Below are 25,652 nucleotides of genomic sequence, written 5' to 3' on the forward strand. Positions count from 1 at the left end.
AGCTGTCGCTCCGACCGATGAGGAGGCACCGTGCACGATCACGACGAGTACCTGTACTTCCTTCGCCGCGCCTTCGACGGGATGCTCGGCGTGCTGGAAGAATTGGGTGACGACCTCGGCAACACCGCGCCGCCCCTGCCCGGCGCCAACTCCCCCTACGCCATCGCGTTCCACTGCGTCGGTATGGCCGAGTACTGGCTGGGTCACGTGGTCGCGGGACGTCACGTCGACCGCGACCGGCCCGCCGAGTTCGCGGCGAAGGGGGACGCACAAAGCCTGCGGAGGGAGGTCGACGCGCTCTTCGCGCGTCTGGAGGCGGACCTTCGCACCACGCCACCGTCCGCATCGCCGCGCAACGCGCCTCCGGCCGAGTTCGAGGGTCCGGACCGTCCCCTGAGCGTGCGGGGCGTCCGCTTCCACGTGCTGGAGGAACTGGCCCAGCACCACGGGCAGGTGCAGATCACCCGCGATCTCCTGCGGGCGGAGGAGCCCGCGTGAACGCCGCACTGGCCCGGGACGTTCCCGGCTTCGACGATCTCGGCCTCGACTGGCTGCGGGCCCGCGGCAGCGTGAAGTGGCACCGCCCGGAGCGGGACGTCCTGCCCGCGTGGGTGGCCGACATGGACTTCCCCACCCCGACGCCGGTGGTGGACGCGCTGCGCGCGGCCGTTGACGGCCGCGATCTCGGGTATCCGGACTGGCCGGACGGCAGCCCGCTGCGCACGGCCTTCGCCAAGCGGATGGCCGAGCGGTTCGGGTGGGCCGCGTCGGCGCACCGCGTGCGCGAACAGACCGACCTCATCCAGTGCCTGCAACTCGTCCTCCACCTCGCCACGTCGGACGGCGACGCGGTGGCGGTGCAGACTCCCAACTACCCTCCGTTCCTCGCGACGTTGCGGACGATGAACCGGCGTGCCGTACCCATCCCGATGCGGGACACGGACGACGGCTGGCGCATGGACTTCGCCGCCCTGGACACCGCGGTGAAGCGGTCCGGCTGCAAGGCATTCGTCCTGGTCAACCCGCACAACCCCACCGGCAGGGTCCTGACGCGCGAGGAACTCGGCGAGATCGCCGCCGTCGCGCGACGGCACGATCTGCTCGTGGTCAGCGACGAGATCCACGCCGAGCTGGCCCACGCCCCCCACCGGCACATCCCTTTCGCGAGCCTGTCGGATGACGCCGCCCGCCGCACGGTGACCCTGACCTCCGCGACCAAGGCGTTCAACCTGGCGGCCATCCGCTGTGCCGTGACGCACTACGGCCCGGACCGCCTGATCGCGCTGCGCGACGCGCAGCCGCCCGACCTGTACGGCACCGTCTCACCGCTCGGTGTCACAGCCACCCTGGCCGCGTGGGAGCAGGGCGACGCCTGGCAGCGTGATCTGCTGGCCGTGCTGGACCGCAATCGCCGGCGCGTCCACGCGGTGCTGCGCGACCGGCTCCCGCTGCTCCGCCACCACCTGCCCGAGGCCACCTACCTGGCGTGGCTGGACACCCGGCCGCTCGGTCCGGCCGAACCGCCGGTGGAGAAGGTGCTCAGGGACGGCCGGGTCCTGCTCGACGGCGGAACGCCCTTCGGCCCAGGCGCCGACGGGTTCCTGCGACTGAACTTCGCCACCTCTCGGCAGGTGCTGGAGGAGATCCTGGACCGGGTCGCCAGGGTGCTGGGCGGGCAGGAGGGGTGACGACGATGCCGGAGAGCGACTGGCACCATGAGGGTGTGGATGACTTCGTCTTCGTCAGCGGGCGGCTGTCCCTGGACCTCGCGGGCACCTTGCTGTGGCGGCGGAGCCGGCGCATCGAGCTGCTCCGTTCCCCCGACGACCTACGGCGCTGGATCCGGCAGGCGGGCCTGCTCGACGCTCCCGGCCCGCTGGACCCCCGCGCCCTGTCCCGGACGTGCCGGCTCAGAGAAGCCGTGTACGCGCTGGTGCGCGCGTGGCCGCCGGCACCGGCCGCGGACGACGAGGTCCGGGAAGCGCTCGCCGAGGTGAACGAGGCGGCCCGGTTGCCACTGCCGAGGCACCAGCTCGACGAGGGCGGCCGGCTGACCCGTACCGGGGGCGTCGACGAGGTGCTCGGCGCGGTGGCCCGGGACGCCGTGGGTCTGCTCGGCGGTTCCGACTTCGCTCGCGTACGGGAGTGCCTCAACGAGGACTGCACCCGGCTCTTCGTGGACCTGTCCCGGTCCGCGAACCGGCGCTGGTGCGGCATGGCCGAGTGCGGGAACCGGCACAAGGTGGCCAACTACCGCAAGCGGCGGCAACAGGCGGTCCGCTGACCTTTTCCGGCCGCTCGTGGGCACCTCACCGGGGAAGCACGGTGGTCTCGCTCCGGCCGGACGACCGTCACCGACCGGCTCTTCCGCCGAGTTCCCAGTGCCACAGCACCTCGCAGAGCCGCTTGTACCCTTCGGCCAGGTGGCGGCGGTACGTGCTGTACGGCAGCCCGAGCCGTGCCGCGGCCGCTTCCTGGGTGGTCGCCGCCTTGCGCAGGTAAGTGGCGGCCAGAGCCCGGTGCTGCCTGCCCGACCGGGCATCCCGCTGCACCTCCCCCACCGCGCTCACCAAAGTCTGCCGCAGGGCTTCGGCCGGGTCCGGCTGTGCCGCCCAGCCGAACCGGGCGCTCAGCCGGCTGGAGAAGAGGGCGCTGCCGCGCAGGACGTCGGACCGGTGGAGATCCCGCAACGCCTGCCGTACGGCCGCGTCGAACTCCGCCTTCGTCAGGGGCTTGGCCGGCGCCCCCTGCGCCTCTGGTGCGGCGGGGACCTCGGTGAGCGCCCCCGGCTGCGTCCGGTCGAACCAGATCTCCAAGGGCGTCACCCGCCAGTCACAGGCGAAGGTGGTGAAGGTACGGCCCCGCTCCCACGGTGTACGGAACATCTCCTCGTGACCGAGGTGGTCCATCAACGGGCCCCACAACCGCGCGTCCGGCGAGGTGATGAACGACCAGGCGAGGCCGCGGGACCGGATCCAGTCACCGCAGATGCGCAGTTGCATCAGGTGACCGACGCTCGATATCTCTCCGTAGGCTCCCGGGTAGATCATGAACCGGCTGATCCGCAGGTGCTGATCGGGCAGCAGCGGCCCCCGCTGCGCCACACCGGCCCACATGTGTGCGACGACCGGGTCCAGGCTGCCTCCCACCTGTGGATCGGTCAGCCGCAGCCACAACATGAAGGCGAGGAGTTCGCCCGTCTGGGCGCTGCGGTACATACGGAAGGCTTCGGGCTGCTCCTGGAGCCAGAAGCGGACGATGTCCGCGGAGTGAGGGCCTTCCGTCTCCAGGGTCATGCGGACCGCCTGCTCGTGGTCCTCCGGCCGCAGGGCGTCCTCGTAGGCGTCCCCCTCCCGGTCGATCTTCTTGAAATACGGCTCCATCGGCCCGTACCGCTTGAGGTAGGTGAGCGCGCGGATCGCGGTCATCGCCTCCGGCTCGGAGGCGGTCCTGGCCCGCTGGAGCAGATGGTGCCCGGTGCGCACGTGCATGCGTTCGTAGCTGTCCGGGTCCCGCCAGCGGAAGTCCTGGTCCAGGGCCTCGCTCACCAGCTCGTGCAGGAACAGACCCTGACGTCCGTACTCGGCGAACGGCAGCGTCCGGAGCCAGGCGAACATCTCGGCCGCCCGGTCCTCCCCGAGCACGGCGCCCAACAGGGGCTCGGTCGTGGTGAGCGCGTGGGCGGCGGTCTCCAGGGCGAGCCGGTGGTCACGCGAGGGCAGCTCTCCCACGAGCGCGGACAGCAGCTCGGCGATCACGTCGGGGCCGGGGGCCCACCGCGCGCTGCCCACGGTACCGTTCTGTGCCACCGAGGCGGCCAGGCTCAGCGCGAGCGGATGACCGTCCGCGAACGCCAGGATGGCCTCCCGCCGTTCCGGAGCCACGTCACGCCGCTCCAGCAGTGCGGTGGCCGTGGGCCGGTCCAGTTTCCCGAGCGGAAGCACCTCCAGCAGCTCGCTCCAGGCCAGGTCGCACAGCCACTCGGCGCTCGGCGGACGCCGTCCCGCCACGACCACGACGGCGTCCTCGCGCAGACCGGGCAGGAAACGGTCCCGCAGCCAGCCCTCCAGTCCCTGGCAACGCTCGAACCCGTCGATGAACAGCACGACCTCTGGACCTGTGACGGCGTCGGTCGTCTCGGCCAGGAAACCGGCCGGGGACGGGGTCACCCGGTGACCGTCCACCCAGACGATCCGGCGGCCGGACCGGCGTGCCTCGTCCTCGAACCGGCGCAGCAGCGTCGACTTGCCCACCCCGCCCGGCCCGTGGACGTACAGGACCGGACCCACGCCGTGGGCACCTTCCAGCGCGGCGCGGAAACGGTCCAGTTCCCCGGACCGTCCCACGAACGTCCTGTTCCGCGCGGTCCGCAGGCGGTTCGCCAGGCTTCCAGGGGCAGTTGTCACCTACACATTTTAGAGACACCGGGTCCGCTCACGGTGATTCGCCGGTCTCATGACGGGCATAGCCGTTCCGCCACGCCCATGCGGCGATCTCCACGCGGTTGCGGGTCGCCAACTTGGCCTGGATGTTGGTCAGGTGCGTCTTCACGGTGCCCACGGTGATGCGAAGCGTCCCGGCGATCTCGGCGTTGGTCAGCCCTTGGGCCACCAGGCGAACCACATCCAGCTCGCGTGGTGAGAGGTCTGTTCCCCCGTCCGGCGCGGGAAGCGTCCGCATCATCCGCTCCAGCAGACGGACGGTGATGGAAGGGCTGATGAGCGAGTCGCCGGCCGCCGCCGCGCGTACCGCCTCGACCAGGAGCCGCGGGCCGGCGTCCTTGAGGATGAAGCCGCAGGCTCCGGACCGCAGGGCCCGGGTGACGTACTCGTCGTCGTCGAAGGTGGTCACCATGACGACTCTCGGCACATGACGCGCCCCGGGCGGGGTCAGGGCCCGCAGGGCGTCGAGTCCGTCGAGGCGGGGCATGCGGATGTCCATGAGGACGACGTCGGGGCGGTGGCGCGCGGCCAGGGCGACGGCCCGCACGCCGTCCTCGGCCTCGGCCACCACGGTGATGTCGTCCTCCACGGAAAGGATCATGGCCATACCGGTGCGGACGATGGCCTGGTCGTCCACGATCATGGTGCGGATCACGCGGCCTCCGCCCGGGGCAGCGGGGGAAGCAACGGCAGACGCGCGCGGACCTGCCAGGTGCCGTCGCTCCCGGTACCGGCGCGCAGACTGCCTCCCGCGCTGGTCACCCTCTCCTTCAGGCCCGTGAGACCGTAGCCGGGCGGGGCCGTGGGCGGGGCCGCTCCGTCGTTGTCGACGAAGACGGCGACGTGCCGACGGCCTGCCTGTACCCGCACGGTCGCCGTGCGGCAGGCGGGAGCGTGCTTGCGGATGTTGGTCAGGGCTTCCATCACCACCCGGTGGACGATGACGGCCACGTCCGCCGGAAGCCGCTCGGTGGGCCCGTCCTCGACGAGTCGCACGGACACACCGGTGGTCCCGAAGTTGGCCACCAGGGTGCGCACGGCGGCCATGCCTCCGTGCGGGGCGAGCGGGGCTCCGGGGTCGTCCGCCCGGAGCGCGCCGACCATGCGGCGCAGGGACACGAGTGCCTCCGCGCCGGTGTCCTCGATGCGCCGCAGGGCGGCCGGCACGAGGTCGGGCCGCTTGCCGGCGATGGCTCCGGCCCCCTGGGCCTGGACCACGATGCCCGTCACGTGGTGGGCGACGTAGTCGTGGAGGTCCCGGGCCAGCCGCACACGTTGTTCGAGGCGGACGCGGTACTCCCGTTGCCGCCGGTCGGCCGCGACGAGCCGGGCGGTCACCGCGGCGCCCGCCACGGCCACGGCGATCAGAGTCAAGACGAAGGCGACGACGACGCTGCCCTCGCGGACCTCCACCGCGAGGGGGCGCGACACCACCGCGGTGATCAACGCCACCGTGCCCACCGCCGCGGGGGCGGCCGCACCGCGCCGGGCCGTGAACGCCAGGACGATCAGCAGCGCGACCGGTTCGAAGGCGCCGTACGCCGTCGACGCGCCGGGACCCGCGCGCAGGTGCACCGCCGTGGTGAAGGCCAGCGACGCCACGGCGGCTGCCAGCCCCGACCAGGCCATGACCCGAGTTCTCACGCCACGCCGCGTGATGAGGGGCAGGGCGACCACGACGGCTGCCGCCGTCATCGCCGACAGACCCAGCAACGGACCGGTGACCGGCTGACGGAAGGTCCCCCATCGCAGGTCCAGCCGCGCGGCGGCCACCGCGAGAAGGAGCAGGGCGGGCCACCGCAGTGCGGCCGCACCGCGCGGAAGGGCCGACGGCAGGGGGCGATCGAAGGGCATGCGGTGAAGGGTAGGACAGCCGGCTCGTCCCGCCCTCTGCCGAAAGTCGTAGCGATCGTCCGGAAGACCTGTCCTTCGCCGGATCCGCGCAGTGACCGTGTCCGGGAGGGTTGCCGCCGATACCCCGTCGGAACCGGAGCAGCCGATCCATGAACGTGAACCTGACCATCGAAGCGACATACGTCCTGGTCCCCGCCCTCGCCGTCTTCCTCGGTGTGGCCGCCGTCCGCCACCGCCGTGCGCGGCCGGGCTGGACGGGCCGGCACGTGGTGCTGCGCACCACCGCGTGCCTCTACGCCATGGCCGTGCTGTCGATCACGGTCTTCCCCCTGGAGGTCACCTGGGGCAGGTACGCCAACCAGATGCCGTGGACGAACCAGATCAACTACGTGCCCCTGATCACCGCCGACGTGACCGCGGTGCCCAACGTCCTGATGTTCGTGCCGCTGGGCGTCCTGCTGCCACTCCTCACGCGTGTGAACAGCACGGCCCGGGCCATCGGGGTGAGCGCGTCGGCGAGCCTGGGCATCGAGACGGCGCAGCTGCTGTCGTACGTGCTCTTCCACAACGGTCGCGCCGTCGACGTCAACGACCTGCTCGCCAACACCCTGGGCGGGCTGTTCGGCTACCTCCTGGTGCGCCTCGCCCTCGGCATGCCGTCGGTTCGCGAGCTGCTGCACGGCCACGCCCTGCCCCGGTCGGCCGTGGGCCGGCCGGCCGGGACGGCGGCCGTGTGCCAGGTGAGGTGACGGAGCACGCGCCGACGGGCCGGCACCGCCGGTGAACCCCGCCCGGCTCGTCACCGTTGTGGGGGACGGAGCGCCGGCGGCGGGTGGACCGTCGTGGGCCCGGACATCGGGCGTACGCCGAACGGGACAGGCACCGTCCCCGCCCGGCCAGGGACGCTCCCCCATCGACCACACGACTCGGAGGCGCCATGACGCACTTCACCGGCCGCCCGCTGCCCGTGCACCGGACCCTCGCGGCGATCACCGCGGCCGGGGCCACGCTGCTGTCCGCCGCAGCCGCCCCCTCCGCGTTCGCCGCGTCCACGGCGGACGGCCCCAACTACGTCGCGCTCGGCGACTCCTACGCCTCCGGCGCCGGGCTGCCCAGCGTCACGGACGCCGAGTGCGACCGCACCACCGCCGGTTACGCCGCCGTCGTCTCCCGCACGTCGGCGGGCAAGGGCCGTACCTTCAAGAACGTCACCTGCACCGGAGCCACCACGGCCGCCCTGTGGAACACGCAGGGCTCCAAGCCCCCGCAGTTGAACGCCCTCACCCCCAACACCAAGCTCGTCACACTGACGTTGGGCGGAAACGACGTCGGCTTCACCAACGTGCTCACCACCTGCGCGCTCGTGGCCTCCTCGGGCCCGGCCGGAAGCCCGTGCGAGAAGTACTTCACGGCCGGCGGCAGGGACGTGCTCGGTGAACGCATCAACACGGTCGAAGGCCGGGTCCGCGACGCCCTCACCGACATCAGGCGGCGCAGCCCCGACGCCAAGGTGATCGTGGTCGGCTACCCGGCCCTCTTCCCCGACAGCGGCGTCGGATGCGCCGGGGTTCCCTTCGCCAAGGGTGATTTCGTCTTCCTGCGCGACGTCACGAAGAAGCTCAACAGGGCGTTGCAGCGCCGGGCCACGGCCGGTGACAGGGCCGTGCGGTTCGCCGACACCTACGCGGTCACCGTTGGGCACGACATGTGCCAACCGCGCGACAGACGGTGGATCGAGTCCTTGAACCCGGGCGAGGACACCCTGGCGGCCCACCCCAACTCGGTCGGCCAGTTCGCGCTGGCGGCAGCCGCGTACGAGGCGATCCTCAAGCCGTAGCGCGCCCCGGCCTTGCCGTCGGCGGCCCCTCGCCGACGGGACGCCTGTCGTCCTCAGCGGCAGACGGCGAAAATCACCAGACCGCGTTCCGAGAGGTCCGCCGAGGCGAACGCCGACTCCGCCTCGGTGCCCGCTCAGCGGCCCTCTCCCGTTCCGCCCCGCGGCGTCGCCAACGCCTGCGCCCTGGTGGCGTCCACGCGCAGGGCCCGGCGGCGCGCGGGGCTCAGTTCACCGAGCACCGCGTACCGGAGCACTCCTGCCGGAAAGCCGTAGCTCTGGCCGTCGTACGGGGAGTCCGCCCCGGACCAGGCGAGCAGCCGTACCGAGACCGCCTGGTCGGCCAGTCTCAACACCTCTTCGAGCGGCATCCGGGACAGCCGGGCCACCAGGCGCATGTCCGGCCGGTCACCGATCACCGCCGCCCGCTCGACGACCTGCCGCGCGGCAGGCGGCAGTTCGGCGAGCCGGGCCCTGACGATGCCGCGGACGGCCGGCGGCACGGGGGCCCAGGGCCAGTCGGCGTGCAGTGCCGGCCCGAGGTGCCGGACATGCGTGAGCACCTGGCGCAGCAGGAAGGGATTCCCGCCGCTCAGTTCGTGCAGTCGGTGTGCGGCGTCCGTGGGCACGGGGCCGCTCGTGGTCGCGGACAGGACGCAGCGCACCGCGGCCTCCGTCAGAGGAGGGAGCGGCATCACGTCGGCACCCCGTCCCGCCAGTTCGGCCAGGAACCCTTCGGTGGCGGGCCCAGGCTCGTCCGTCACGGTGAACACCACCGCGAGCGGCGCCTCGGGCAGCTCCCGCGCGTAGGCGAGCAGCAGGTCCCGTACGTCGTTCGAGGCGAGGTGGACGTCCTCGACGACACACAGCATGGGCCTCGCGACGCCGACGTTCTCGGCGAGCTCTCCCAACCGATCACCGAGCTGCCACAGTTGTCGGTGGGAGAACCGAGAGCCTGCACAACCGTGTTCGGCACACCGGATCCGCAGCACCTGCCAGCCGGCGCCGGAAGCCTGCCGTGCCGCCTCCTCGGCCAGTCGGGTCTTGCCCGCTCCCGGCTCCCCGGACACCACGGCCCAGCCGGCGCGGCCGGTGGCGGCCTTCCGCAACAGCTCGGACAGCCGGGCGAGTTCGCGTTCCCGGCCCGGCAGGTGCGGCCGGGCGTCGGCCGACCGTTCCGAAGACACGCCGTGTGTGCCGAGCCGAGCATGACGAAACGGCGGGCGCAGTGACACCGAGTCGTGCCGCAGAACGGCCATCTGCGTCTCACGCAGACCGGGCCCCGGATCGAGCCCCAGGTCACGGGCCAGAAGGGCACGCACCTCTGCATAGCGGCGCAGCGCCTCGGCGGGCCGGTCCGCGAAATACAGGGCTCGCATGAGCACGACCCAGGATGCCTCGCGCAGGGGATCCCGTTCGACGAGCCGTTCCGCGCTCGTGATCGCCTCGTTGATCCGGCCTTCCTGGAGCAGCAGATCGGCTCGCAGTTCCTCGGCCGACAGCTTCAGGGCCTGGAGCCGTCCGCTCTCACCCTCCACGAAGTGGTGGTCGCGGGCGTCGACGAGCGGAGTCCCCCGCCACATGGCCAACCCGTGCTCGACCTCCTGAAGGGCCTCACCGGCGCGGCCTGTGTCCGCCAGCGCCTGTGCCTGCCGCACGGACCGTTCGAAACGCACAGAGTCCAGTAGCTCGGGCGGGAAGGCCAGGGCGTATCCGGTGGGGGTGGTGCGGAGCACTTGAGGCTGCTTTCGCCGCCCACGGCCGGGTTCCAGAGCGGCGCGCAGTCTGCTGATGTGCGCGTGGACGGAGGAAACGGCGCTGGGCGGAGGACGGCCGTTCCAGAGATCGTCACAGAGACGTTCGACTCCGACGGTGCGACCGTTCTCCAGAAGCAGCCTCAGGAGCAGGGCACGCCGCTTGGGCGGTCCCAGACCGATCACCTCGCTGTTCCGCCGCACTTCCAGAGGACCCAGCAAACGAAATTCCACGGCGACACCTCTCTCGCATCGGTGTCACCCTCACCCGCTCATGTGCTCACTCGACAGTCCGAACGCTGCTCATCACCGGCTCGGCACTGCTCACCGCCGTATCGCTTCCGTTCATCCGGGGCCCGGTCACCCCACCGGCTCTCCGACCGGCCTACAGCGCCTGTGCCCTTTCTACGAGGAGTGGCCACCGCCGGTTCATCCCGCAGTAACCGAACCGGATGGCCAAGCCCATCGTCGCAAGCGGGGAGGCGGGCGGACGGCCGCACACAGGGCCTGCCCGTACGCGGTGACACTCCGGCAAGAGGACGACAAGACCCCGGCAAGGAGACCCGCCGACGCTGGCGCTGCCACCGGCGAAGGACGCGGTGGGAGTCAGTGGGGAGAGGGCATGGGGGCCACCAGCGTCGAATCGGAGTGCGAGCGCTTCATCCGCGTGATCTACGACGAGCACGGCGACGCGCTCAGACGCTTCGCGGCAAGGCTGCTGGGCGAAGACTGGATCAAGGCGGAGGACATCCTCCAGGAGGCCGCGATCCGCGCCTGGCGGCACACCGGCCTGCTGGCGCGACAGGGGAAGGACGGGGTCCGGCCGTGGCTGTTCACCGTCGTGCGCAACCTGGTGACCGACGAGCATCGGGCGCGCCTCGTCCGTCCTGTCAGCGCCTGCACCGTCGACGAACTCGTCATCCCGGTCGACGACGGCATCGAACGGGCCCTCACGCGTCACGTCGTGCGCGACACCTTGAACGACCTGACACCTCAGCAACGGCAGATCCTGCACCACACGTATTTCCATGGCCGCAGCGTCGCCGAGACGGCACAGGTACTCGGAATCGCCCAGGGAACCGTCAAATCACGTACCTATTACGCGTTGCGGGCACTCAAGTCGGCCCTGCACAACCGCGGTGTCCGGTTCTGAGACGCCTGAACCTCCCCGCGTGTGACCCGCCGGCGCCGGCCTCCTGCCGAGCCGGCTCAGTCCTTCCGCGGCGCCGTGATCGTGCGCGCGACGTCGCGGGCGCGGTCGGACCACGGCGTGGGCAGCAAGGTGCTCTGGTCGAGGCGGACGGCGGTGCGGGTGCCGTGCGCGTACGTCGTCCCTCCGTCGGCGGAGCAGACCCGGTAACCGGCCGTGGCCGAAGTGGTGCCGAGACGGTCGATCCACAGGTCGACGGCGTAGGTCCCGGGCGCGGACAGGGGGGCGTCGTAGGTGATGGTGAAGGCCTTGACGACGTTGAACGCGTCGTTCTCCAGACCGTTCGAGCCGCCGAACCCCTGCGCGTACCAGAATGCCGTCCAGGCACGCTCGACCAACACCTGGTAGCGGCTGTTGTGCAGCAGCCTCATGGCGTCGAGCTCGTCGAAATGGACCTCGACCGGAACGAGCACTCCGGCGGCGGGCGTGGCGACAGAACTCACAATGATCCTCCAACAGCGTGTACGAGGCGGTGCCTGTGTCATCCCGGACAACGGTGAACCAGGACATGCCGTTCACCGAAGCGGTCGCGAGAACGGCAGGCGCTCCCTGGATGAACCGACCGCGCCGGCTCGCCGTTGAAGGCGGTGAGCAACCCGGAAAGGAAATCAGTCACCGTGCAAAAGAAGCTCAGCGCTCTGCTGGGAACCGCTCTGGCCGGCGCGGCTCTCTCCACCGTGCTGGCGGCGACGCCCGCGCACGCGGAACAGCAGTACACCCTGCAGAACGTCGCCAGCGGCCGGTGCCTGTCCGGACAGGCCGACCGCACCGTCCGCCAGGGCCCGTGCGACGCCAACGCCAAGTGGATGCCGGTCTACCGCCACAGCAGCCATATGGAGGACGCCCCCATGCTGGTGAACGTGGCCACGGGCATGTGCCTGGACCAGAACACCGACGTGGCCTACAAGGAGGTCTACCTGTCCCCGTGCAGCGCTGAGGACTACGGCCAGCTCATGGGGCTGTACTCTCACGGCGGCAACCGGAACGTCGTCGCCCCCGTCGAGAGCGAGATGCGGCTCACCGGCTGGAACACCGGTTCGGTGAGCTTCGACACCATCCTCGACTCCCGCCGTGAGAAGCAGCTCTGGGCAACCATCTGACGGCTGTCTCGTCCACGCCGGAGCGAGTCCGGGTCCGACCCATCGAGGAAGTCCAGGGTGCTGATCGAGATATGCGCGGCCGTCGCGCTGCTGCTGTTCGTCATCGGTGTCATCGTCGACGCGAGGCGCTTCGCGAACGCCGTACTGCTCGGCGTCTTCCTCACCCTGACAGCGGTGGCCCACGGCCGGAAGCTCCTGGTCGTCCACCACGCTCTGGACGACACCTGGCTGGCCGGCCCTGCCCTGGAAGGGCTGGCCGTGCTGCTGGTCTGCTGCCTCCTGATCGGCAACGGGGTGCGGATGGTACGCAAGGAGGGCAGTCGCCCGGGCAACCTTTTGACACTCCTCGCGGGTCTCGGGCTCCTGTCGCTCCTGCTGCTGACGGTGGTGGCGTACGTGGCCGAGCTGCGCCTCGTGGCCGCCGCGGTCGTCATCGCGGCGCTCATCACCGCGTACTTCGTCTGCCTCTACATGTGTTTCGGCGTGTACGGGTACGTCTACAGCCGCCTGCCCGCCCCGTCCGGCCTCGACTACATCATCGTCCTCGGGTCGGGGCTGGTCGGCGGTGACCGGGTGCCGCCCTTGCTCGCGGGCAGACTGGACCGGGCGTACGCGGTCTTCCAGGCCCAGCTGGCGGGGGAAGCCCTCATGGACGAGCGCGGCACCGGCTACCGCTGCGCGATCGTGGCCAACGACTTCCACGCCTTCCGGACCGCGATCATCGCCCGGAGCATGGGCATCGACGCCCACGTCCTGGGCTCCCCCACGGCCTCCTACTTCCGGCCCAGCGCGACCATGCGGGAGTTCGCCGCCGTCGTCCTGCATCACCGGTGGACGCACCTCACGGTCTGTCTGTTCCTGGCCCTCGCCTGCCGGCTGATCCTCCTGTAACGGCACCGAGGCCGTTGACCGGAAGGCCGCCACCGCACCGGACCTCACACGCCCATGACACGTGTCAGGCGCTCCCCTCCTCGTCGATGACGGCAGGGACGGCATACGCGACGCCCCGCGTGTGAGGCACGTCACTGGAAGTCGGAGCGGGGAGCAGACAGCTCATAGAGGTGAGCATTGACATGCGTGCCCGACTACGGGCTGGGGAGCCGGCCGCGTTCGCCGAGTTGTTCGACAGTTACGCCCGTGGCGTGTACAACCACGCTTTCCGTCTGACCGCAGACTGGTCGACGGCCGAGGACGTCATGGCCACCACGTTCATGGAGGCATGGCGGCTCCGAGACAGGATCGACGCCGAGGGCGGCTCGCTGCGGCCATGGCTGCTCGGCATCGCCACCAACACCGCACGCAACCAAATTCGCAGCAATCGGGGATACCGCCGGGCCGCGGTGGCCACGGCGGCGGCCGTACTGCCCGTTCCGGACCACGCCGACGAGGTCACGAACCAGATCGACGACCAGCGCAGGCTGGCGGCGACCCTTCGGGCGCTCGGGGCGTTGCGCAGGACGGAACGTGAGGTCGTCGCGCTCTGTCTGGGGGAAGGGCTCGATTACGAGGCGGCGGCGAAGGCGCTGGGGATCCCGGTGGGCACAGTCGCTTCCCGGCTGTCCCGGGCCCGCAGGAAACTCCGCACTCTCGCGAAGACCGAGCTCGAACAGCACGACGATGCCGCGGTGGCCGGCCCGCCAGTGGTCAGCGGCCGCGTTCCGCGTGCGCCGCGGACGAGAAGCACGGACGGATCCGAGAAAGTTCGAGGCAGACGGGAAGCCGGGGCGGCCGGCCGACAGATACCAGGTGACCGCATGAACACTGTCCGGCCCGCACAGGAAGGAAACCGATGAGCGCGAACACGCCCCGGCAGAGGCCGGGCGCTTGGGAGGAAGCCGCCGCACAGCTGCTGTCCCGCACTGCGCGTGACCTGCCAACGGGCCGCCACGAGTACCACAAGGAGCTTCTGATGGCAGGAATCGAGCAGGCACAGCGCACGCAGCAGGTCCCTCCCGGCACCGCGAAGGCGCGCGGGCTGCAGCTGCTCCGCCCGGCGATCGCTCTGCCCGCCCTGGCCGCCACCGTGGCCGCGGCCGTCATCGCCGGGACGGCGCTGACCGGTGGCAACGGGGACGGACCCGCCCGGCTCGCCACCGGTCCGGCCCTGACCACCCAGATCGGCACCGCCAGCCCCGACGGGGTGAGCCGCCTGCTCGACCAGGTCACCCTGGTCGCGGCCCAGGAGGAGCACCCGACCCTCAAAGCGGGCCAGTACGTGTACATCGAGTCCAAGACGGCCGACACGTTCGTGAAGACCGTGGACGACAAGAGCAGCCTCGCCAGTCACGCACTGCACAAGCGCCAGGTGTGGTACTCGCCGGACGGAACCAAGGGCTGGCTGATCGACCCCGCCGTCAACGACAGTCCCGAAGGGGAGACCCTCAGTCTCCCCGACGAGCAGGGCAACATCCCCGTCGCCGGCCTGAACCATCCGTCGTACGACTACCTGGCCAGTCTGCCCGCCGACCCCGACGCGCTCCTCGCCAAGATCTACAAGGAGACCAAGGGGCACGGCAACTCACCGGCCCAGGAGGCGTTCGCCACGATCGGTGACCTGCTCGGCGAGAGCTACCCGCCGCCCGCGCTGACCAAGGCGCTGTTCAAGGCCGCCGCGAAGATCCCCGGCGTCGTCACCGTGAACGAGGCCGTCGACGCGGTCGGCCGGCACGGCGTGGCGGTCGCCCGGCTGGACGAGAAGAGCGGCCAGCGAGAGGAATGGATCTTCGACAAGAACACGCACGTCTTCCTGGGCAAGCGAACCGTCCAGGTGAGCAAGGCCAGCGGTCCGGAAGCACTCATCAAGCCCGGAACCGTCCTGTTCACCAGCGCCGTCACGCAGCGAGCCATAGTCAACGACATCAAGCAGGTGCCCGCGCAAGGGAGCTGACACACCCGCGGAGCTGCCTCAGGGGCCACCCTGGGGCAGCTCCCCGCGTTCCCTTGGCTGATCGGACACCGCCGTCGTCGACGGCGACCTGATCACCGACAACGACACTCCTCTGGCGGGTGTGCTTTCCTTTTCGTTCCTCGTGATCAAATAGACCAAAGGCCATGAAATGCGGACTAGTTACGACCGATGAGTAACCGCTTTACACGGTGTATGGTGCACGCGTCGGTGCGCCGACCGGCGGGTGAGCGTGCCCCCGCGTTCAGCAAGGCGTCGTCGTGCGGAGAGACGGCGACGGTAGGAGGAGTCCCACGTGACCGGCAGTGTTCCCAACGACATTGCGGGCCGCCTTCAGCGCGGACGCGACCGGATGTTCACCGGGCGAGCAGCGGAACTGGCCGTTTTCCGCGCCGCTCTGACCGGGGACGAAGGGGCGCCGGCGGTGCTCTTCGTGCACGGCCCCGGGGGTATCGGCAAGTCGATGCTGCTGCGGCGGTTCGCGGCCGAGGCGCGGGCGATGGGCCGGCCCGTGCTGGACATCGACGGCCGCACGGTTCAGCCGACGCCGGAGGCGTTCGAAAGGGAGGCCGGGGCGGCTTTCGCCGAGGACGGCACGGTCCTGATCATCGATACCTTCGAACGCTGTCAGGGGCTGGAGGGATGGCTGAGGGAGAAATTCCTCCCCAGACTGCCCCATGGCGGAGTGGCGGTGATCGCCGGGCGGCAGGCACCGGAGGCGGAGTGGACCTCCGACCCCGGGTGGGCCGACCTGCTGTACCGCATGGCACTGCGCAATCTCTCACCCGACGAGGCCACCGCCCTGCTGCACGCCTGGAGAGTTCCCCGGCACAGCCAGGCCCCGCTACTGGCCTTCACCGGCGGACATCCGCTCGCCCTGGCCCTGGCAGCCGCGGTGGCGGTCCGGGAACCCGCCCGCGCCACCCAATGGAAACCCAGCATGGACGTCGTCGCGACACTGCTGTCCCGGCTGGTCGGCGAGGTGCCCTCCCCGTTGCACCGCCGGGCCCTGGAGGTGTGCGCGCGCGTTCACATGACCACCGAGACACTGCTCCGGGTCGTCCTCGGCGACGACGCCACGGTCATGTTCGCCTGGCTGCGCGAACTGCCTTTCATCGAGTCGACGCAGGACGGCCTCTTCCCGCACGACGTCGTCCGGCAGGCGCTGGAGGAGGATCTGCGCTGGCGCGATCCGGACGGCTACGCCGAACTGCACGGGCGGCTCGGCCGCCACCTGTTCGAGCAGATTCGCACCTCACCGGCGACCGGGACGCTGTCCGCGGTGCGCTCCTTCCTCTTCCTGTACCGCGACGACCGGTACATGTCCGACTTCAACAGCTGGCGGGAAGCGGGCGAGGTCCGGCTGACCGCGTGCGAGGCGGACGACCGTGACAGGATCCGATCGCTGGCGAGCGACGTCGAGGGCGAGGAATCGGCCGCCCTGGCGGGGGCGTGGCTGGAACGCGGGCCGGAAGCGTTCCGGGTCTGCCGCACCACGCGTGAGAACAAGGCGGTCGGCTTCTCCGCCTGGTTGCAACTCACCGAAGCCCCACAGGCGTTCCACGACCCCGTGGCCGAGGCGGCCTGGAACCACGCGCGCGCCACCCAGCCCCTCCGTGAGGGCGAGCACATAGCGGTGGCCCGCTTCTCCGTGACGTCGCCGGAGTACCCGAAGATCTCCCCCGTCGAGAACCTCCACCAGTGGCGGACGCTGGCCGAGGCCGCGAGAACCGAGGGCCGGGTCGCTTGGATGTACGTCGTCGTGCGGGCGGGCACGTTCTGGACGCCGTACATGGTCAGCCTCGGTCTGCATCCCATCGCGGAGCGGCCACGGGTGGGTGCCCTGACCTACACGCTGTTCGCCATCGACTGGCGGGTCCAGCCGGTGTGGGCCTGGGCCGAGGAGAAGACCCGGCTGATGCTGTCCCACGTCCGGGACGGGAGCCGCGCCGTTCAGGCGGACGGCGAGCAGGCACGGCGGGGAACGGAGTTCACCGTGCTGTCCCGCCCCGAGTTCGACGCCGCGCTGCGCGACGCGCTCCGCGGCTTCTTCCGCCCGCGGGAGTGGTCCGCGAACCCGCTCACACGCAGCAGACTGACGGCGGGCACCAACCGCACATTGCCGCAGATCCTGACGGACGCGGTCGAGGCACTGCGTACGGAAGCGGGCGGGGAGAAGTACTACAAGGCGGTGTCACGGACGTACCTCACCAAGGGAATGCCCACCCAGCAGTCGGTCGCCGAACGGCTCGGTCTGCCGTTCAGTACGTACCGCAGACACCTGGCGGGAGGCATTGCCCGGGTGTGTGACGCGCTGTGGCGGCAGGAGATATACGGGGACCCGGCACCGGCCGACCGGCCGCACCCCGCGGTCTGAGACCCGCGCGATCACCCACCCTGTGCGGCTGGTGGTCCCATGGGCCGGCTCGCCGCTGATTCCGTCAGGCCCGTGGCGACGAGGAGCAGTTGCGCGAGGCGCTCGCGAGCCCGGTCCGCATCACCGTCGAGGGCCAGCTGCGCGGTCACCGCGTCGTACGCCTCCAGGACCGAGCGGATGGCCTCCTCCCGGCAGCCGGGGGAAAGAGGCGCGCCGCAGGGTACGGTCAGTGTGTCCAGGACGGTCTCGGCCAACTCCCGGCGCACGGCACGGTGCACTCGCGCCGCCGCCGGCCGACGGGCCGCGTACGCCCGGACATCGGTCTCGAACAGCAGCCGGTCCGGCTCCGACAGCAGCACCCTGGACAGCTGTTCGGTGAGCGGGGACCTGTCGCGCGAGCCGGGCGCCGCCGTACACGCATGGGGAAGAACCGTGGCGACGCGACGGCGCAGCTCGGCCGCTCGCTCCTCGTACAGCGCCAGGAACAGCTCGTCCACACTCTCGAAGTTGGAGTAGAAGGCACCCCGGCTGAAACCGGCCTCGGCGCAGATCTCCGCGATCGACACCCTTCCGTAGCCGTTCACCGCGAACACCTGGAAAGCCGCCGTCAGCAGCCGGGCCCGGGTCCGTCGCCGCCGACGCCCGGGACCGGGTCCCGACGTCAACCGGCACCTACCGCGGCCAGCAGCTTCGAGCGCGACGGCCCGGGTGCCCACGGCCGCTCGGCCGGCCGACCGAGAGCGAGGACCCGTTCCACCAGCCTCGGATCGCCGAACGCCTCCGCCGGTGTGGCCAGCAGGGCGGCCGTGGCGGCAACCGCCCGCAAGACGTCCGGATCACGCAGCTTCACGGTCTCCAGCGTCCTCCTGAAGTGCCAGTCGGAGTCCACGGGTGCCGAGGCCGCGGGAGACCGGCGCGTCAGCCGGTCCACCTCGGCCAGCCGGTGCCGGTCCCACACACCGAGGTGCCGGCGCGCCCGCCCCAGAACCTCTTCGGTGGCCTCGCTGAAGCGGACAGCGAGCTTGTGCGGATCGTCGGCATCCTGGGTGCGGAGCCGGGAACGCAACAGCGCGGCATGCAGCAGCCCTGAGGAGATACCCACACCGAACAGCGGATTGGTAGTGGCCCAGGCGTCGCCGACGCTCACGATTCCCGTGGCCACGGGCTTCCCGTTCACGACGAGGCGGCGATGCCGCCCCTCCATGCCCGACATGGCGACGACCCCGGTGACAGGCCGTCCCTCTCCGGCCCAGTGAGACTCGGCGGGGAACAGGCGCAGCACCGCGTCCCACGTCTGCTCGCGATGCAGCGCTCGCAGGGCCCGGTCCTGGCCGGAGACGAAGAACGACACCGACCGGACGCCGGCGTCACCGGCGCAGGAGACGGTGGAGACACTCTCATAGTGAGTGGTGGGCCACGGCGGCACGTGCGACTCCGTCCCGGGTGCGGCGCGGAAGTAGCGGGTGTACGCGAGGAAGCCGTACTCGTCCCGCTCCACCACGGGACCCGGTGCGCCCAGCTCACGCAACATGCGTCCCACCGGCGAATTGCGGCCCGCCGCGTCCACGACGAGGTCGGCGAACACGGCCTCCCCGTCCGCCGTGACGGCTCCCACCACATGCGGCTGCCGCGGCACCCGCTCACGCCCTGCCAGCAGTGCCCTGACAGCGGTACGCCGACGCACGGTCACACCGGCTGTCCGGCCGGCAACGCTGTCAAGGGCGGCCTCGAAGAGGGGACGGCGGACGTCCATCATCGTGAAGCGCTCGTCTCCCGGCCGGGGCTCGTCCAGAATGCCGGAGCGAAGGGCACCGTCCAGCAGGTTGCCCTGCCGCAGCCCCATCCCGGTCAGCTCGTCCAGAACCTCGGGAACCTCCGTCCGCAGGGTGCGGAACACCGCGGGCAGCAAGAGGTGCGGGTGACGGAACTGGCTGACTCCGGGACGCCGCCACGACTCCCAGGCGGCCTCGGCACCGCCCGGCGGCGGCCCGGCATCCCGTTCCAGCACGGTCACACGGTTCCCGTCCCGGGCCAGCATCACTGCCAGGGCGAGTCCCGTCGGGCCCGCTCCGATCACCAGCACGTGCATCGTTTCCACCTCTCCCAGTTCGACGGCGGGCTCATGATGTGGTGAAGCGGTGCTCACCTGGCAGATCGGTCGACTGGTGATTCCATGGCCGTCCTTTGCTCATCGAACTCCCGACAGGCGTGAGCCGTTGAGGGGGTGAAAACCCGTTTCGCCGTCCCGGCAGGGCGAAAGCAGCGGTTCCGGATTCCGTCCGGCCATCCCACGACGGTTGCGTCTGCGCAGGTCAGACGCCCTTTCGCGTTCCAGCCGTCCCGGATTCCCGGCAGACATGGCGAGTGGGGCAAGGACTGCCCCAGGCTGATCACGGCGCAACCGCCGAGCCACTCGCCTCGCAGCGACCGGGTTCCGGCGCCGCGTCCGGCCCACCCGGCGACGACCGCCGCAAGCAGCCGTCCGGACCTCACCCGGCACCCGCGAACGGATGCCCGACCATCACGGGAAGAGATCATGAACACCCAGCAGACGTCTGTCCTGACCACCGAGCACGTCGGCTCCACGATCCCCGGGCCCACCACACCGCGCGCTGCCGCGAGCACCGATCAGTTCGTACGCGAGCTGTACGCCGAGCACGGGACGGCCCTGCTGGCCTACGCGGCCCGCGGCCTGGGAAACGACCTGCACCGCGCCCAGGACCTGGTGCAGGAAACCGCCGTAAGGGCCTGGCGCCACGGCCCCACGCTCACCCTCTCCGCGGACGGCATCCGCCCCTGGCTGTTCCGGGTCCTGCGCAACCTGGTGATCGACGAGCACCGGGCACGAGCCGCGCGCCCCGACGTTCTCCACGAACTGGACGACACCGTCGTGCCGGTCGGCGACGGCGCGGACCGTGCCCTGACCGCCCAGGTGGTACGGGAAGCACTGCGGGATCTGACCGCGCGGCAGCGCGAGATCCTGCACCACACGTACTTCCGCGGTCTCAGCGTGAACCAGGTGTCGGAACTCCTGGGCATTCCACCGGGCACGGCGAAGTCGCGCACCTTCTACGCGATGCGCGCGCTCCAACGCGCCCTGGCCGCCCGCGGCGTCCTCGGCTGAGCGGCGCGTACCCCACGCCGGTGCCTCTCACGAAGCCAGGGCGACAGTGACGGCGACCGGAAGAAGCAGTACCTGTGAAACCCGCACGGGTGACTCGCCGCCCACACGCACCGAACCCGCCTGGGCGTGTGTCCGTTGAATGGAATGACGCGCACCGTCCACACCCCCGAGGACGGTGCGCGTCGGGGGTCCCGGCAGACGCCCTGGCCCACCGACTACGTACACGAGGGTTCGGAGAAGAACAGAGTGAAGATCTCGCGCATAGCCCGGGTACGCCGCGTCGCGACCGCCGCGCTGCTCACCCTGGGCGCCGCTCTCGGCCTGGCCACCCCATCAGCTCAGGCCGTCGAGGGTGGGACGACCATCGCCGCCATGTGGGGCACCGGGATGGCCCAGGTGTGGGAGGCGACACCCGACGGGCCGGCCTACCGCTGCAGCGGCAGCGTCGTCGGCCCCATCAAGGTTCTCACAGCCGCCCACTGCTTCAGGTCGGGTGTGCCCTACGACCACTACTTCGTCGTGGTCGGGCACACCCTCAAGGGCGAGGGCACGCGGATCAGGATCGGCAACGTCAACACGCACAGGGACTTGGCCGTCGCGAGCCTCAAATCCGATCTGAGCAGTGACCCCCATGTCCATCACATCAGCGTCAACACGAACGTGGAACCCGCCCCGGGCCAGTACGCCACCGTGCAGGGGTGGGGGAGGACGTGCCTGACCTGCACCGGCTCACAGTTGCTGAAGGAGGCTCGGGTCAGGATCATCGATCAGGGCTACGACCTGGCCGGCGGTCCGGCCTATCAGGTCTACAACTCGCTGAAGAACGGAATCCTGCGCGAGGGTGACTCGGGCGGCGCCATGATCTTCCAGGGCCGGCAGTACGGCGTCGTCTCCTCCGACGGCGGCCCCAGCGACCCCGCTCACGCCTACATCTCCATGTTCGACCAAAGCGCGGAGCGGTTCCTGAAGGACATGCACGTACCGGTCAACACCACTTGGTGACTTTCCGTCCGGGGCCTCACCTCGTGGACACCGGGTGTGGGCGTCTCCCGGCACCGAATGGGCATTCTTACGCCCCCTGGCCGTATCACAGTGATGGACGCTGGACGCTGCCCGACGAAGCGCTCACAGAACCTTCCTGAGCGCGCGAACGCCTCCGCCCTGTCCTTGTGGGGACAGGGCGGAGGCGTGTTCACGCGCCGAGGGTGGCCTTATGCCCATGGCGCACATCACGCACACCCATCAAAACCGCAGGTCAAGCACCCTTTGCGACCGGTTCAAGGATCGCGACACACTCCACATGATGCGTCATCGGAAACAGATCGAACGCCCGCAGCGTCCGTACCCGGTAGCCGCCCTCGCGGAAGTACCCCAGGTCCCGGGCCAGCGCAGCGGGATCGCAGGCCACGTAGGCGATGCGGCGGGCGCCGAGGGTGGAGAGGTGGGTGACCGTCTTGCGGCCGGCGCCCGCCCTCGGGGGGTCGAGGACGATGAGGTCGACCTCGGTGATGCCGGTGCGCGGCAGGACCGACTCGACCTTGCCCTGCTCGATACGGACCCGCGGGAAGTCGGCCAGGTTGTGCCGCGCGTCCTCCACCGCCCGCTTGCCCGACTCGATGCCGAGAACCGCGCCCTGCTCGCCGAGACGGTCGGCGAGGGCGCCGGCGAAGAGGCCGACACCGCAGTACAGGTCCAGGGCCATGTCACCCTTGCGCGGCAGCAGGCCCTGCATCACCGCCGTGACCAGCGTGTCCGCCGCCTTCGGGTGGACCTGCCAGAAACCGCCGCCGCCGACCCGGTACGTACGGTCGTCCGCGCGCTCGCGTACGAAGGGCCGGCCGTGGACGCGGTGCACGCCACCGGACTTCTCGTCCACCCGCAGGACCGACACCGGCCGGTCCAGCTCGACCAGCGGCAGGCGGGCGCCGGGGCGCGGGGTGAGGACCACCTGGCGGTCCTGGGAGCCGGTCGCCGCGATCGCCTCGACCGACTCCATGCCGGTCCAGTCCCGCTTCTCGATGCCCAGCTCGCTCACGCCCGCCGCCGCGATCATGCAGTGGTCGATCGGCTCGACCTCGTGCGAGCGGTGGCGGCGCAGGCCCGCCTTGCCCGTGGCGGCGTCCACCGCGTACTGCACCCGCGTGCGCCACTGCGGCACCTGGCCGGCGGGCAGCTTGTCGCCCTCGGCCGGGACCACCGTGCCGTCCCAGCCCGCCTCCTCCGGGGTGAGGCCGGCCAGCCGCTGGAGCTGCTCGGCGATCACGTCGGCCTTGAGGCGGCGCTGGGCGCCGGGCTTGGCGTGCTGCCAGTCGCAGCCGCCGCAGCGGCCGGGGCCCGCGAAGGGGCAGGGAGCCTCGATGCGGTCCTTGGACGGCTCCAGGATCCGTACGGCGTCCGCGCGCAGGAAACGCGCGCCCTCCTCGCCCTCGGTCACCCGGGCGACCACCCGCTCGCCGGGCAGCGCGTGCCGGACGAACAGCACCTGGCCCTCGGACGTGCGGGCGATGCAGTGGCCGCCGTGGGCGACGGGGCCGACCTCGACCTCGTACTCCTCACCCACCAGAGACACCGGAGACTTGGTCGGTTCTGCCTGCATGGTGAGGTGACTCCAGATCGAAGAGAAGAGAGACAAAGAAGGACGGGGGCGGTCGGCCGACGGTCGACAGCCCACCAGTCTACGGCCTTCCCGTCCCCCTCGGTCCCGGCCGGATATCCCGCCGGTCCCCTCCCTCAGTCCTTCCCCGACGGTTCCTTGGGCCGTTCCACGGCCGGGCCCCGGCGGACCGCGCCCGGGGCGTTCCACTCCTGGCGCTTGCGGGCGCGGGCCCGGGCGGCCTCGGAGGAGGCGAGCTGGTAGGGGACGGAGGTGACCATGACGCCGGGTGTGAAGAGCAGGCGGCCCTTCAGGCGCAGGGCGCTCTGGTTGTGCAGCAGGTGCTCGTACCAGTGGCCGACCACGTACTCGGGGATGATCACGGAGATCGCGTCGCGCGGAGACTCCTTGCGCAGGCTCTTGACGTACTCGATCACCGGGCGGGTGATCTCCCGGTACGGCGAGTCCAGCACCTTCAGCGGTACGTCGATCCCGCGCCGCTCCCACTCCTCGCGCAGTGCCCTGGTCTCGGCCGGGTCGACGTTGACGGTCAGCGCCTCCAGGGTGTCCGAGCGCATCAGCTTGGCGTAGGCGAGGGCGCGCAGCGTGGGCCGGTGGATCTTGGAGATGAGGACGACGGAGTGGACCCGGGAGGGGCGGACCATGTCGTCGCTCGGGCCCTCGGGCGCGGCGATCTCCTCGGCGACCCGGTCGTAGTGCTTCCGGATCGCGGTCATCGTCGCGTAGAAGATGCACATGCCGAGCAGGGCCACCCAGGCGCCGTGCGTGAACTTGGTGACCAGCACGACCACCAGCACCAGGCCGGTGAAGAAGGCGCCGAACGCGTTGATCGCGCGGGAGCGGATCATGTGGCTGCGCTTGGCCGGGTCCTTCTCGGCGGCGAGGTGCCGGTTCCAGTGCCGGACCATGCCGGTCTGGCTGAGCGTGAAGGACACGAACACGCCGACGATGTACAGCTGGATCAGACGGGTGGAGTCGGCGCCGTAGATGAACACCAGCAGCGTGGCCGCGCCGGCGAGCAGCACGATGCCGTTGGAGAAGGCGAGCCGGTCGCCACGGGTGTGCAGCTGGCGCGGCAGGTAGCGGTCCTGGGCGAGGATCGAGCCGAGCAGCGGGAAGCCGTTGTACGCCGTGTTGGCGGCCAGGAACAGCACCAGCGCGGTGGCGGCGGCGAGCAGGATGAACAGGAAGCTGCCCTTGCCGAAGACCGCCTCGGCGACCTGGGAGATGACCGGGTTCTGGACGTAGTCGGGGCCGACCGGGATGCCGTGGTGCAGCAGGTCGGTGGCCGGGGTCTCGGCCATGCGGACCTTCGTCGTCATCGCGAGGGCGATGATGCCGCAGAACATGGTGACGGCGAGCAGGCCCATCATCGCGAGCGTGGTGGCCGCGTTCTTCGACTTGGGCTTGCGGAAGGCCGGGACGCCGTTGGAGATCGCCTCGACGCCGGTGAGGGCCGCACAGCCGGAGGAGAAGGCGCGCAGCAGCAGGAAGATCAGCGCGAAGCCGGCGAGGCCCTGGTGCTCGGCCTTGATGTGGTAGTCGGCCGTGGGGGCGCGCATGGTGTCGCCGAGGACCAGGCCCCGGAAGGCGCCCCAGAGGATCATGATGAAGACGCCGCCGACGAAGACGTACGTCGGGATCGCGAAGAGCTTGCCGGACTCCTTCACGCCGCGCAGGTTCATCAGCGTCAGAAGCACGATCACGGCGACCGCGCAGAGCACCTTGTGCTCGACGACGAAGGGGACCGCGGAGCCGAGGTTCTCGATGCCGGAGGAGATGGATACGGCGACGGTCAGGACGTAGTCAACGAGCAGGGCGCTGGCCACGGTGAGCCCGGCCTGGGGGCCGAGGTTGGTGGTGGCGACCTCGTAGTCGCCGCCGCCGCTCGGATAGGCGTGCACGTTCTGCCGGTAGGAGGCGACCACGGTGAACATCAGCACGACGACCGCGACGGCGATCCAGGGGCTGAAGTGGTACGCCGACACGCCCGCGATGGACAGGACCAGCAGGACCTCCCCCGGCGCGTAGGCGACGGAGGACAGCGGGTCGGAGGCGAAGACGGGGAGTGCGATGCGCTTCGGCAGGAGGGTCTCACCCAGCCGGTCACTGCGCAGTGCGCGCCCGATCAGGATCCGTTTGGGCACGTCGGTCAGTTTGGACACGAGAGAGGATCGTAAGCCTTCGTACGGGCACCCGCCCACCCGGCGGGCGGTATCTGCCTCACGAGTGAAATCGGGGGCGTGCGGAACTTCGGAATCCGTGGTGGCGTATGCCCGCCGTGCCCTGGGGGCAAACGCCGCCTGTCGTCGCCCCCGGGGGGTCGCCCGCGCGTGCCCGTGGGGCTGTTCGGGGCACCGTCCGTCCCGTGCGGCCTCGGAATCCAGACCTCGCGGGCGTGCTCAGGATCACTCGCCGTGTCACTCGCCGGCGGTTCG

The 25,652-nt window shown here is 70.7% G+C and carries 22 protein-coding genes; 13 read left to right on the forward strand and 9 right to left on the reverse strand.

The window, feature by feature from the left end; all coding sequences use genetic code 11:
• Positions 1-30 precede the first annotated feature (30 nt).
• The 3 genes from IE251_RS29280 to IE251_RS29290 are packed head-to-tail and all read left to right on the forward strand — an operon-like array spanning position 31 to position 2,284.
• Positions 31-498 carry a DinB family protein gene (locus IE251_RS29280; protein WP_189756009.1) on the forward strand — a complete coding sequence of 156 codons (468 nt, stop codon included), beginning with the start codon at positions 31-33 and terminating at the stop codon, positions 496-498.
• Positions 495-1,688: a MalY/PatB family protein gene (locus IE251_RS29285; RefSeq protein ID WP_189756010.1), complete on the forward strand. Its 1,194-nt coding sequence runs from the start codon at positions 495-497 to the stop codon at positions 1,686-1,688. Before IE251_RS29280 ends, IE251_RS29285 begins: the two co-directional genes overlap by 4 nt.
• Before the next feature lie 35 nt (positions 1,689-1,723).
• Complete coding sequence (locus IE251_RS29290) at positions 1,724-2,284, forward strand: CGNR zinc finger domain-containing protein (protein WP_189756011.1); 561 nt, start codon at positions 1,724-1,726, stop codon at positions 2,282-2,284.
• A gap of 67 nt (positions 2,285-2,351) precedes the next feature.
• Here the strand turns inward: IE251_RS29290 and IE251_RS29295 are convergent, their stop codons facing one another.
• The 3 genes from IE251_RS29295 to IE251_RS29305 are packed head-to-tail and all read right to left on the reverse strand — an operon-like array spanning position 2,352 to position 6,296.
• Positions 2,352-4,406, reverse strand: coding sequence for an AAA family ATPase (locus tag IE251_RS29295; protein ID WP_189756012.1), 2,055 nt, complete (start codon positions 4,404-4,406; stop codon positions 2,352-2,354).
• 28 nt (positions 4,407-4,434) lie between these two features.
• Positions 4,435-5,085, reverse strand: a complete 651-nt coding sequence (locus tag IE251_RS29300; protein WP_189756127.1) for a response regulator — start codon at positions 5,083-5,085, stop codon at positions 4,435-4,437.
• Positions 5,086-5,093: 8 nt separating this feature from the next.
• Complete coding sequence (locus tag IE251_RS29305; RefSeq protein WP_189756013.1) at positions 5,094-6,296, reverse strand: sensor histidine kinase; 1,203 nt, start codon at positions 6,294-6,296, stop codon at positions 5,094-5,096.
• A 149-nt stretch (positions 6,297-6,445) separates the two neighbouring features.
• On the opposite strand from IE251_RS29305, the gene IE251_RS29310 reads away from it, so the two are divergent.
• Both IE251_RS29310 and IE251_RS29315 read left to right on the forward strand, forming a co-directional pair.
• Positions 6,446-7,045, forward strand: coding sequence for a VanZ family protein (locus IE251_RS29310; protein WP_189756014.1), 600 nt, complete (start codon positions 6,446-6,448; stop codon positions 7,043-7,045).
• Positions 7,046-7,233: 188 nt separating this feature from the next.
• The gene (locus IE251_RS29315; RefSeq protein WP_189756015.1) at positions 7,234-8,133 is read left to right on the forward strand and encodes an SGNH/GDSL hydrolase family protein; all 900 of its coding nucleotides are present in this window, start codon (positions 7,234-7,236) and stop codon (positions 8,131-8,133) included.
• Between the two features lie 134 nt (positions 8,134-8,267).
• On the opposite strand, the gene IE251_RS29320 is transcribed toward IE251_RS29315, so the two are convergent.
• The gene (locus IE251_RS29320; RefSeq protein WP_189756016.1) at positions 8,268-10,118 is read right to left on the reverse strand and encodes an ATP-binding protein; all 1,851 of its coding nucleotides are present in this window, start codon (positions 10,116-10,118) and stop codon (positions 8,268-8,270) included.
• 388 nt (positions 10,119-10,506) lie between these two features.
• On the opposite strand from IE251_RS29320, the gene IE251_RS29325 reads away from it, so the two are divergent.
• Positions 10,507-11,037 (forward strand): sigma-70 family RNA polymerase sigma factor, encoded by a 531-nt coding sequence (locus IE251_RS29325; protein WP_189756017.1) that lies wholly within the window; start codon positions 10,507-10,509, stop codon positions 11,035-11,037.
• Positions 11,038-11,093: 56 nt separating this feature from the next.
• Here IE251_RS29325 and IE251_RS29330 read toward each other — a convergent pair whose 3' ends face one another.
• Complete coding sequence (locus tag IE251_RS29330) at positions 11,094-11,537, reverse strand: acyl-CoA thioesterase (RefSeq protein WP_229896996.1); 444 nt, start codon at positions 11,535-11,537, stop codon at positions 11,094-11,096.
• 174 nt (positions 11,538-11,711) lie between these two features.
• Here IE251_RS29330 and IE251_RS29335 point away from each other — a divergent pair, with 174 nt between their 5' ends.
• The 5 genes from IE251_RS29335 (at position 11,712) to IE251_RS29355 (ending at position 17,476) form a co-directional block, all read left to right on the forward strand.
• Positions 11,712-12,194, forward strand: a complete 483-nt coding sequence (locus IE251_RS29335) for an RICIN domain-containing protein (RefSeq protein ID WP_189756019.1) — start codon at positions 11,712-11,714, stop codon at positions 12,192-12,194.
• A gap of 57 nt (positions 12,195-12,251) precedes the next feature.
• Positions 12,252-13,085, forward strand: coding sequence for a YdcF family protein (locus IE251_RS29340; RefSeq protein ID WP_189756020.1), 834 nt, complete (start codon positions 12,252-12,254; stop codon positions 13,083-13,085).
• A 182-nt stretch (positions 13,086-13,267) separates the two neighbouring features.
• Entirely contained in the window at positions 13,268-13,987 is a 720-nt protein-coding gene (locus IE251_RS29345) for an RNA polymerase sigma factor (protein WP_189756128.1), read from the forward strand.
• Positions 13,984-15,081 (forward strand): CU044_5270 family protein, encoded by a 1,098-nt coding sequence (locus IE251_RS29350; protein WP_189756021.1) that lies wholly within the window; start codon positions 13,984-13,986, stop codon positions 15,079-15,081. The genes IE251_RS29345 and IE251_RS29350 overlap by 4 nt, the downstream gene beginning before the upstream one ends.
• A gap of 313 nt (positions 15,082-15,394) precedes the next feature.
• Positions 15,395-17,476, forward strand: coding sequence for an ATP-binding protein (locus tag IE251_RS29355; protein WP_189756022.1), 2,082 nt, complete (start codon positions 15,395-15,397; stop codon positions 17,474-17,476).
• Positions 17,477-17,487: 11 nt separating this feature from the next.
• On the opposite strand, the gene IE251_RS29360 is transcribed toward IE251_RS29355, so the two are convergent.
• Complete coding sequence (locus IE251_RS29360) at positions 17,488-18,069, reverse strand: TetR/AcrR family transcriptional regulator (RefSeq protein ID WP_373302068.1); 582 nt, start codon at positions 18,067-18,069, stop codon at positions 17,488-17,490.
• Between the two features lie 68 nt (positions 18,070-18,137).
• On the reverse strand, positions 18,138-19,565 hold the full coding sequence (locus tag IE251_RS29365; RefSeq protein WP_189756024.1) for an NAD(P)/FAD-dependent oxidoreductase: 1,428 nt from the start codon (positions 19,563-19,565) through the stop codon (positions 18,138-18,140).
• A gap of 447 nt (positions 19,566-20,012) precedes the next feature.
• Between IE251_RS29365 and IE251_RS29370 the strand changes: the two genes are divergently transcribed.
• The gene (locus IE251_RS29370) at positions 20,013-20,600 is read left to right on the forward strand and encodes a sigma-70 family RNA polymerase sigma factor (protein ID WP_189756025.1); all 588 of its coding nucleotides are present in this window, start codon (positions 20,013-20,015) and stop codon (positions 20,598-20,600) included.
• A 144-nt stretch (positions 20,601-20,744) separates the two neighbouring features.
• Complete coding sequence (locus IE251_RS29375; protein ID WP_189756026.1) at positions 20,745-21,602, forward strand: trypsin-like serine protease; 858 nt, start codon at positions 20,745-20,747, stop codon at positions 21,600-21,602.
• Between the two features lie 253 nt (positions 21,603-21,855).
• Here the strand turns inward: IE251_RS29375 and IE251_RS29380 are convergent, their stop codons facing one another.
• Positions 21,856-23,196: a class I SAM-dependent RNA methyltransferase gene (locus IE251_RS29380; protein ID WP_189756027.1), complete on the reverse strand. Its 1,341-nt coding sequence runs from the start codon at positions 23,194-23,196 to the stop codon at positions 21,856-21,858.
• A gap of 134 nt (positions 23,197-23,330) precedes the next feature.
• Positions 23,331-25,379 carry an APC family permease gene (locus IE251_RS29385; RefSeq protein WP_189756028.1) on the reverse strand — a complete coding sequence of 683 codons (2,049 nt, stop codon included), beginning with the start codon at positions 25,377-25,379 and terminating at the stop codon, positions 23,331-23,333.
• Positions 25,380-25,652: the final 273 nt, after the last annotated feature.

The organism is Streptomyces eurythermus (assembly GCF_014649115.1).
In the GTDB taxonomy this organism is placed as follows: domain Bacteria; phylum Actinomycetota; class Actinomycetes; order Streptomycetales; family Streptomycetaceae; genus Streptomyces; species Streptomyces eurythermus.

Bases quoted from the DNA above. Each gene is read 5' to 3' on its own strand.
- IE251_RS29300 (WP_189756127.1), bottom strand. From the start codon at position 5,085: ATGATCGTGGACGACCAGGCCATCGTCCGCACCGGTATGGCCATGATC.
- IE251_RS29305 (WP_189756013.1), bottom strand. From the start codon at position 6,296: ATGCCCTTCGATCGCCCCCTGCCGTCGGCCCTTCCGCGCGGTGCGGCC.
- IE251_RS29310 (WP_189756014.1), top strand. From the start codon at position 6,446: ATGAACGTGAACCTGACCATCGAAGCGACATACGTCCTGGTCCCCGCC.
- IE251_RS29315 (WP_189756015.1), top strand. From the start codon at position 7,234: ATGACGCACTTCACCGGCCGCCCGCTGCCCGTGCACCGGACCCTCGCG.
- IE251_RS29325 (WP_189756017.1), top strand. From the start codon at position 10,507: ATGGGGGCCACCAGCGTCGAATCGGAGTGCGAGCGCTTCATCCGCGTG.
- IE251_RS29345 (WP_189756128.1), top strand. From the start codon at position 13,268: ATGCGTGCCCGACTACGGGCTGGGGAGCCGGCCGCGTTCGCCGAGTTG.
- IE251_RS29350 (WP_189756021.1), top strand. From the start codon at position 13,984: ATGAGCGCGAACACGCCCCGGCAGAGGCCGGGCGCTTGGGAGGAAGCC.
- IE251_RS29365 (WP_189756024.1), bottom strand. From the start codon at position 19,565: ATGCACGTGCTGGTGATCGGAGCGGGCCCGACGGGACTCGCCCTGGCA.
- IE251_RS29370 (WP_189756025.1), top strand. From the start codon at position 20,013: ATGAACACCCAGCAGACGTCTGTCCTGACCACCGAGCACGTCGGCTCC.
- IE251_RS29375 (WP_189756026.1), top strand. From the start codon at position 20,745: ATGACGCGCACCGTCCACACCCCCGAGGACGGTGCGCGTCGGGGGTCC.
- IE251_RS29380 (WP_189756027.1), bottom strand. From the start codon at position 23,196: ATGCAGGCAGAACCGACCAAGTCTCCGGTGTCTCTGGTGGGTGAGGAG.